Source organism: Streptomyces glaucescens (assembly GCF_002154375.1).
GTDB classification, from domain to species: Bacteria; Actinomycetota; Actinomycetes; order Streptomycetales; family Streptomycetaceae; genus Streptomyces; species Streptomyces glaucescens.
In genome coordinates, this window is sequence record NZ_MUND01000703.1 from 1 (window position 1) to 7,349 (window position 7,349).

The 7,349-nt window shown below is 69.5% G+C and carries 9 protein-coding genes; 6 read left to right on the forward strand and 3 right to left on the reverse strand.

From position 1 onward, the window contains the following. The 6 genes from CCN42_RS35410 to CCN42_RS35430 all read left to right on the forward strand — a co-directional run. On the forward strand, nucleotides 1–918 hold a 918-nt coding region (locus CCN42_RS35410; RefSeq protein WP_211294861.1), incomplete at its 5' end, for a pectate lyase family protein. A gap of 20 nt (nucleotides 919–938) precedes the next feature. Beyond that, nucleotides 939–1,949 (forward strand): pectate lyase family protein, encoded by a 1,011-nt coding sequence (locus tag CCN42_RS35415; RefSeq protein ID WP_086741464.1) that lies wholly within the window; start codon nucleotides 939–941, stop codon nucleotides 1,947–1,949. Between the two features lie 11 nt (nucleotides 1,950–1,960). Beyond that, entirely contained in the window at nucleotides 1,961–2,629 is a 669-nt protein-coding gene (locus CCN42_RS45770) for a pectate lyase family protein (RefSeq protein ID WP_281259556.1), read from the forward strand. Continuing rightward, nucleotides 2,626–2,997 carry a pectate lyase family protein gene (locus tag CCN42_RS45775; protein WP_281259557.1) on the forward strand — a complete coding sequence of 124 codons (372 nt, stop codon included), beginning with the start codon at nucleotides 2,626–2,628 and terminating at the stop codon, nucleotides 2,995–2,997. Before CCN42_RS45770 ends, CCN42_RS45775 begins: the two co-directional genes overlap by 4 nt. 16 nt (nucleotides 2,998–3,013) lie before the next feature. Then, nucleotides 3,014–4,033 (forward strand): pectate lyase family protein, encoded by a 1,020-nt coding sequence (locus CCN42_RS35425; protein WP_086741465.1) that lies wholly within the window; start codon nucleotides 3,014–3,016, stop codon nucleotides 4,031–4,033. A gap of 91 nt (nucleotides 4,034–4,124) precedes the next feature. Beyond that, nucleotides 4,125–4,601 (forward strand): hypothetical protein, encoded by a 477-nt coding sequence (locus CCN42_RS35430; protein WP_143662136.1) that lies wholly within the window; start codon nucleotides 4,125–4,127, stop codon nucleotides 4,599–4,601. A 284-nt stretch (nucleotides 4,602–4,885) separates the two neighbouring features. Here CCN42_RS35430 and CCN42_RS35435 read toward each other — a convergent pair whose 3' ends face one another. From CCN42_RS35435 to CCN42_RS35445, 3 genes are all read right to left on the reverse strand, one after another. After that, the gene (locus tag CCN42_RS35435) at nucleotides 4,886–5,809 is read right to left on the reverse strand and encodes an RNA polymerase sigma-70 factor (RefSeq protein WP_086741467.1); all 924 of its coding nucleotides are present in this window, start codon (nucleotides 5,807–5,809) and stop codon (nucleotides 4,886–4,888) included. A 145-nt stretch (nucleotides 5,810–5,954) separates the two neighbouring features. Then, entirely contained in the window at nucleotides 5,955–6,428 is a 474-nt protein-coding gene (locus CCN42_RS35440) for a carboxymuconolactone decarboxylase family protein (RefSeq protein ID WP_086741469.1), read from the reverse strand. 206 nt (nucleotides 6,429–6,634) lie between these two features. Beyond that, the coding region (locus CCN42_RS35445; RefSeq protein ID WP_169731585.1) for a SagB/ThcOx family dehydrogenase at nucleotides 6,635–7,349 on the reverse strand (715 nt) is incomplete at its 5' end.

Sequence of the window (7,349 nt, forward strand, 5' to 3'; positions counted from 1 at the left end):
ACCGCCGACGGCTTCGCCTCCGTCAACACGCTCGGACAGAACGGCACCACCGGTGGCGCCGGCGGACCGGTCGTCACGGCCTCCACCACCGCGCAGTTCCTGGACTACATCTCCCGCCCCGAACCCCTGGTCGTCCAGGTCAGCGGCGCGATCACACTGCCCACCGGCTCCAGCGACGGCATGCACCCGGTCGCGTCCGACAAGACCATCGTCGGTCTGGGCAGCACCGCGCGGCTGACCGGCGGCGGGCTGCACATCGGCCTCCCGGTGCGTGAGGACGTCACCGACCCACCCGCTGACGCGGTGCACAACATCATCATCCGCAACCTGTCGTTCGACGGGGCCACGGACGACCTGATCAACATCCAGATGTTCTCGCACCACATCTGGATCGACCACAACAACTTCTCCGACGGGGACGACGGCGCCGTGGACATCAAACGGGGCTCGGACTTCATCACCGTGTCCTGGAACCGCTTCCACGACCACGACAAGACCCTGCTGCTGGGACACGACGACGACAACGCCGCACAGGACCGCGGACGGCTGCGCGTCACCTACCACCACAACTACTTCGACGCCTCCGACCAGCGCAATCCACGGGTCCGGTTCGCCGAGCCGGTGCACGTCTACAACAACTACTACCGAGACAACAGTTACGGCGTCGCCTCCACCATGGACGCCGGGGTGGTGCTGGAGGGCAACTACTTCCACAGCGTCAACAACCCGGCGCGCGTGGACTTCAGTGGCGGCCTCGGCCGGCTGGTCGCGCGCGACAACGTCCTCATGGAGTGCAACCACGCCATCGAGACGCGGGGTTCGGTCATCGACCCGCGTACGTACTACGCCTACACCCCGCAGCGGGCGGCCGAGGTCCCGACCGCCGTCCCGGCCGGGGCCGGCGTCGGGAAAATCTGAGGAACGGAGGCGAGACGACGATGCGGAACCTCCCCGCTCTCACCCGGCGCGGCCTGCTGGCGGGAACCGCCGCCACCGTGGCCACCGCCCTGCCCGCCGTCGGCGCGGCCCCGCGCGCCCGGGCGGCCGACTCCCCGGTCCGGCTCGCCGCCGCGGCGGCGCAGAGCGCCGACGGCTTCGCGAGCGTCCCCGCACTGGGCCTGACCGGCACCACCGGCGGCGCCGGCGGCCCCGTGGTCACCGTCACCGACGCCGAGACGTTCCTGGACTACTGCGACCGTGACGAGCCCTACGTCATCCAGGTCTCGGGCACCCTGCGCATCACCAGCAAACAGGGTGTGCGCTCCAACAAGACCATCATCGGACTGGGCGCCGACGCGGAGATCACCGGCGGCGGACTCGACATGTACCGCAGACAGAATGTGATCATAAGGAACCTGCGGTTCACGGACGCCGAGGACGACTCGATCAGCATCCAGCAGTCCTCGCACCACATCTGGATCGATCACTGCACCTTCAGCACGGGCGCGGACGGCCTGATCGACATCGTGCGCGGCGCGGACTACGTCACCGTTTCCTGGAACCACTTCCGCGACCACAGCAAGACCATGCTGATCGGCCACTCGGACGCCAACGGCAGCCAGGACCGCGGCAGGCTGCGGGTCACCTTCCACCACAACTTCTTCGACGGCACGGCCCAACGCCACCCCCGTGTCCGCTTCGGCGAACCCGTGCACGTCTACAACAACTACTACCGGAACAACACCCTCTACGGCGTGGCGTCGACCGAGGACGCGGGCGTGCTGGTGGAGGGCAACTACTTCGAGAACGTCGCCCACCCCATCTACTCCGGCTACGACGAGAGCGGACCCGGCCGGGTGGTGGAACGCGGCAACGTCTACGTGAACTGCGGGAAGCCCGAGACGCTCGGCACGGTCGTCGAACCCCGCGTCTTCTACGCGTACACCCTCGACGCCCCCGCGACCCTCCCCCTCACCGTTCCCGCCGGTGCCGGCGCCGGCCGGATCTGAAGGAGCCTTCCGTGACAGAAGTTCCCCCGAGAACAGCCGCCGTCACCCGCCGGGGCCTGCTTGCGGGCACCGCGGCGACGGTGGCCGCCGCCTCCCTGGCCGTCGGCGCGGCCCCGCGCGCACGGGCCGCCGGCTCCCCGGTCCAGCTCGCCGCCGCGGCGGCGGCGCAGAGCGCCGACGGCTTCGCGAGCGTCAGCGCGCTCGGCCTGACCGGCACGACCGGCGGTGTCGCCGGACCGACCGTGACGGTGACCACCGGCGCCCAGCTCGCCGACTACGCGGGCCGCAACTCGCCGTACGTCATCCTCGTCTCCGGCCGCGTCCAGCTCGGCGGCATGATCACCGTCGTAGCGGACAAGTCGATCCTCGGCGTCGGCTCCACCGCCGAGATCACCGGCGGCGGTCTCCAGCTCGGCTCCACGACCAGGCCCGGGAACAACGTCATCATCCGCAACATCCGCTTCACCCGGGCCTCCGACGACTCCGTCAGCGTCACCAACCGCGCCCACCACGTGTGGATCGACCACTGCGACTTCTCGCAGGGCTATGACGGACTGCTCGACATCAAGCGGGAGTCGGACTACGTCACCGTCTCCTGGAACCACTTCCACGACCACAGCAAGACCTGCCTGCTCGGCCACAGCGACACCTACACGGCCGACCGGGGAAGCTGCGCGTGACGTACCACCACAACTTCTTCGACGGCACCGACCAGCGCCACCCGCGCGTGCGGTTCGCCGAGCCGGTGCACGTCTACAACAACTACTACCGGAACAACACCCTCTACGGTGTGGCCTCGACGGAGAACGCGGGCGTGCTGGTCGAGGGCAACTACTTCGAGAACGTCGCCCACCCGATCTACTCCGGCTACGACGACAGCGGACCCGGCAGGGTGGTCGAACGGAACAATCTGTACGTCAACTCCGGGGCGCCGCAGACCCTGGGCACGGTGATCGAGCCGCGCACCTACTACGCGTACACGCTCGACGCCCCGTCGACCGTCCCCACCACCGTCCCGGCCGGCGTCGGCGTCGGCAGGATCGCCTGAACCCCGGAGGCCCGCGATGCACCGCTCAGGCACTCTTCTCCTCACGGCCCTGGCCGCCCTGTCCGTCACGGCCGTCGCTCCCGCTCCCGTCCCGGCCGCACCGGCCGTACTGGCGGAGTCGGCGCCCACCGGATTCGCGAGCGTCGACGCGTGGGGCCAGAACGGCACCACCGGCGGCGCGGGCGGCCCGACCGTGACCGTCTCCACCGCCTCCGACCTCATCGCCGCCATCAAGGCCGAGGGGCCGAGGACCGTCCGCGTCAACGGCATGATCGCGTTGCCCGCCGGTATGTACGACGTCAGCTCGGACAAGACGATCGTCGGGGTCGGCGCGTCGTCCGGCATCTCCGGCGGCGGCCTGAACATCGGCCTCCCCGCGAGTGACAGCGTCACCTCTCCGCCCGCGAACGCCGTGCACAACGTCATCGTCCGGAACCTGACGTTCAAGAACGCCAGTGACGACTCCATCAACGTGCAGATGTTCTCGCACCACATCTGGATCGACCACAACGACCTGTCCGCCGGTTACGACGGACTGATCGACATCAAACGGGGCTCCAGCTACATCACCGTGTCCTGGAACCACACCCACCACCACGCCAAGAACATGCTCCTGGGCCACTCCGACAAGAACGGGGCCCAGGACATCGGCCGACTGAAGGTGACCTACCACCACAACTGGTACGACCGCACACCGCAGCGCAATCCGCGCACCCGCTTCGGCGACCCGGTGCACATCTACAACAACTACTTCCTCGACAACAGCGACACCGGCCCGGCCTGCAACGCGGACTCGGGCTGCTTCGTCGAGGGCAACTACTTCGAGGACGTCGAGGAGCCCATCACGAACAGCTACTCGGGCCCGGAGGGCAGTCTCGTCGAACGGAACAACGTCTTCGTCGGCGACACCGGCGAACCGGTCACGGGCGGCAGCGTCGAGAACCCGGCGGACTACTACGACTACGTCGTCGATGACCCGCAGGCGGTCAAGGACACCGTGATGCGCGGGGCGGGCCCGGGCACCATCGGCCTGTGACGATCGTCGCGCAGCCGGCGGGCACGCCCTGCTGAGTGGGCCCACCGCCGTCATGTTCCTCCGGGCCCGGACCCGCGGGCCCGGACGGAACGTGGCCGCCTACCTGCCGCAACTGCTCGCGTCCTCGGCCTGGCGGCGGACGCCGACGGGCCGGTGGGCACGGTGGCCCCATGAGATCATCATGCCGGTGGCTCTGGGCGCCTTGGTGTCGTGGTCCCGCGGCCACGGGCTGAGCGGCTCGACCGGAGCCCTGGCAATATCGAACCGCGGCACCTGGGGGATGAGCATGGGGTACAGCGGGACGACCGAAGCGGACCGCGAGCGTACGCGTGCCGAGCGGCTGACCGAAGGACTGACCGTCGCCGTGGCGTCGGTCCTGGCATTCGTCCTGCTGGCCGGTCTGGCAACGGTTCTCGGTACAACCGCCTGGCACCTGGTCACCGATACCGGCACCAGCGCGTCCAGTCGGCTCTCGACGCCGATGATCCTCCTCGCTCTTGTGGCACTGCCGGTCGTCCTGGCTTGTCCGGTGTTCCGCGCGGGTCGGCGCAAGGGCATGAACAGCTGACGGCGATGGTCCCGGCGGCGCTGACGCTGCTCGGCGCGTCCGTTGTGCTGTTCGCGGCTCTGTGCCTGGTCATCAGGTACGCGAACTGAGCTCCGGCTGCGGCGGTCCGCCGACATCACATGGGCAGGCCTGTTGTCACCGGAGTGTTCGAGACCTCCGGTCGAGAAAGCGGCGGGCACAGCGGGTCGTGCCCTTCCACTGGCGCTTGGCCGGTTCTGCACGCCCAGCCACTGCCGGGTCACGTCAGCACGTCTTCGCCCGCATGAAGACCTGGAGGATCGAGGTCACTTCGTCTGCCGACGGGCCTGCTTCACCTCGCGGTCGATGGCCCAGGCGTCAGCGACCGGCCCGAGGTGACCGAGCTTGTCGGGGTTGATCACTGAGCGGATGGTCTGGATCTGCCCATCGAGCACGTCGAGGGCCAGAGCATGGAGGACCCTGCCGTCCCGGTCGCGGAAGATCGCGCCGGGCTGGCCGTTGACCTCGCGCGGCTCGAACGTCACGTCGATCCGGGCCATCAACGGGAAGACGGAGGCCAGCAGCCGGGCCACGTTCTCGGCGCCGACGACGGCCTTGGCCAGCTGCGGGGCCTTGCCGCCGCCGTCCCCGACCATCGACACATCGGCGGCGAGCAGATCCCGCAGGCCGGCGACGTCGCCTTCGCGGAGGGCGTCGAAGAACCGCGTCGCCAGTTCCTCACGCTCACTGCGGTCCGCTTCGAACCGCGGCCGGCCGGCCTCCATGTGCCGCCGTGCCCGCACCAGCAACTGTCGGCACGCCGCCTCGGAACGACCCACCGCCGAGGCAATGTCGTCGAACCCGAAGCCGAACACCTCCCGCAGCACGAACACCGACCGCTCCAGCGGGCTGAGCCGCTCAAGCAGCAGTAGCGCCGCCATCGACACCGAGTCGGCCAACTCCGCCGAGCGCGCCGGATCCTGATAGGGGTCACTGAGCAGTGGCTCGGGGAACCACGGGCCCATGTACTCCTCTCGCCGCACCCGCGCGGAGCGCAGTACGTCGATCGAAATCCGGGTCACCGTGGTGGAGAGGAAGGCCTTGACCGACGTGGGAAGGGCGGGCGAGCCGTCGAAGCGCAGCCACGTCTCCTGCACCGCGTCCTCGGCCTCGCTCACGCTGCCCAGAATCCGGTAGGCGATCGAGAACAGGAGTGGCCGCAGTCTCTCGAACTCCTCGACCTTGTTCACACCGTAGCTCCCTCGAGTCTCCACGCCCGGCCGCGGTTCCCGGCGCGGGCACATTCTGCTGATGTCGCGGTTCGTCCGCGGGGCTGTTCAACGCCCCGGGCCCGGGGCCTGTGACAGCGCCCCGGGCGGGTCGTCCATGGGCCACTCAGTGAAACTGCCCGACCTCGTAGTCGCCGCCCTGCTGATGGGCGATCACGTTCATCCGGGTGGCCATGTTCATGAAGGAGACGAGGAGCACCAGAGCGGTGAGCTGCTCCTCGTCGTAATGCTTCGCGGCACGTTCCCACACCTCGTCGCTCACCCCGCCGGCCGCGTCAGCGACGCGGGTTCCCTGCTCCGCCAGCTCCAGCGCGGCACGCTCGGCCTCGGTGAACACCTTGGCCTCCCGCCACGCCGCCACCAGGTTCAGGCGCACGGCGGTCTCGCCGGCCGCGGAGGCCTCCTTGGTGTGCATGTCGATGCAGACGGCGCAGCCGTTGATCTGGCTCACGCGCAGGGCCACCAGCTCCTGCGTCGCGGCAGGCAATGTCGACTCCTTGAGCGTCTTACCCGCCGACATGAGGTACTTGAGGGCCTTTCCGGCCGTCGGGCTGGCGAAGTAGTCCAGTCGTGCGCCCATGATGTGCTCCTCCGTGTTCATCGGTTGCCACACACCAGGGACGAGACAGCAGGACGCCCTGTGACACGGACGCCTGTGATCCATGCCTCTCCGGACACGCCGTTTGCCGCTCCTCCCGCAGCCGAAACCTTGCATCGACGGTGATGAGACAGGGGTGGCCCGGCCCGCGGGAGCGGATCGTCCTCAGCGCGGCCCGGCGAAGTGCGTCACACTCCCGCGGAGCCGTCCGTCACCGGGTCCGGTGGCCGACGGCCCAGAGGGAGGAGGTACTGGATCGGTTCGTCGAGGTCGTCCAGGCCCAGGAGTTCGTGGGCGAGGTCGTCGTGGAGGCCGCCGAGTGGGCAGGTACCCAGGCCGAACGCGGCCGCCGTGAGCAGGAGGGTCTGTGTGAGGTGCCCGGCCTCCAGCAGGCCGAGGCGCAGGGCCCGCAGGCCGTACCGGCGGCGCAGCAGGCCGAGGTCGAGATGGACGGTGAGGAGGGCCGGGACCTCGTCGATGCCCACCGCCTCGGGGTCGTCCGCCGGGCGGGAGAGGTAGGAGGACAGTGACTTGAGCTCGGTGACGGACGGTGCCGGGCCGATCGGGAGCAGGGTACGGCGCTCCGGTACGCAGTGGTAGGTGCCCGGGGCCAGTCCCGCGACGTCCAGGACGACCAGGCGTACGCGCACGCTGTAGAGGGCGCCGGCGCTGGGGTAGGGGCGGTGTCGGAAGGTGCGGACGGTGTCGTCGGGGAGGCGCTGTCGCGTGGTGTGGCTCCCGGCGTAGGCGGACCAGAGGATGCCGCCCAGGGTCCGCGCGTCCAGTGGCCCGGACAGGGGTCCTCGTGCCGAGGTGCGCCTGCGCAGGGTGTCGGCGAGTGACGCATCGGGCAGCGGGGCGGCGGGCAGGGCGAGTTCGGCGGCGAGCTGGGCGGGCGAGGGG